Below are 228 nucleotides of genomic sequence, written 5' to 3'. Positions count from 1 at the left end.
AATTCTCTTTTGAGTTCATCGTGCGGGAGTTCTTTTCCGGTAAGCCTCCGGAGTGTTTTTGTATATTCCGCATCCATATACAGGATCATTCCGTAGCAATAAAGTGAGCCTGACCGGAGTTCATGCAGGCCTGCTTTTTCGGGATGAGAAAGTAACGTACTCATATCCCGGCCTTTTCTGCCTGCCAGAACTTTATCGTGCAGGGATTTATCACACCCGGTCAACCCT

The 228-nt window shown here is 47.4% G+C and carries 1 pseudogene; it reads right to left on the bottom strand.

Going from position 1 to position 228, the window contains the following annotated elements:
• Nucleotides 1-228 (bottom strand): annotated as a pseudogene (locus FDX22_RS31675) (phosphatase); the annotation flags it as partial.

Origin of the sequence: Citrobacter sp. TBCS-14, from assembly GCF_005280805.1 — a bacterium.
Classification (GTDB): domain Bacteria; phylum Pseudomonadota; class Gammaproteobacteria; order Enterobacterales; family Enterobacteriaceae; genus Citrobacter; species Citrobacter gillenii.
Note: the sequence above shows the minus strand (reverse complement) of the source record. Positions and strands in the feature narration are given on the sequence as shown.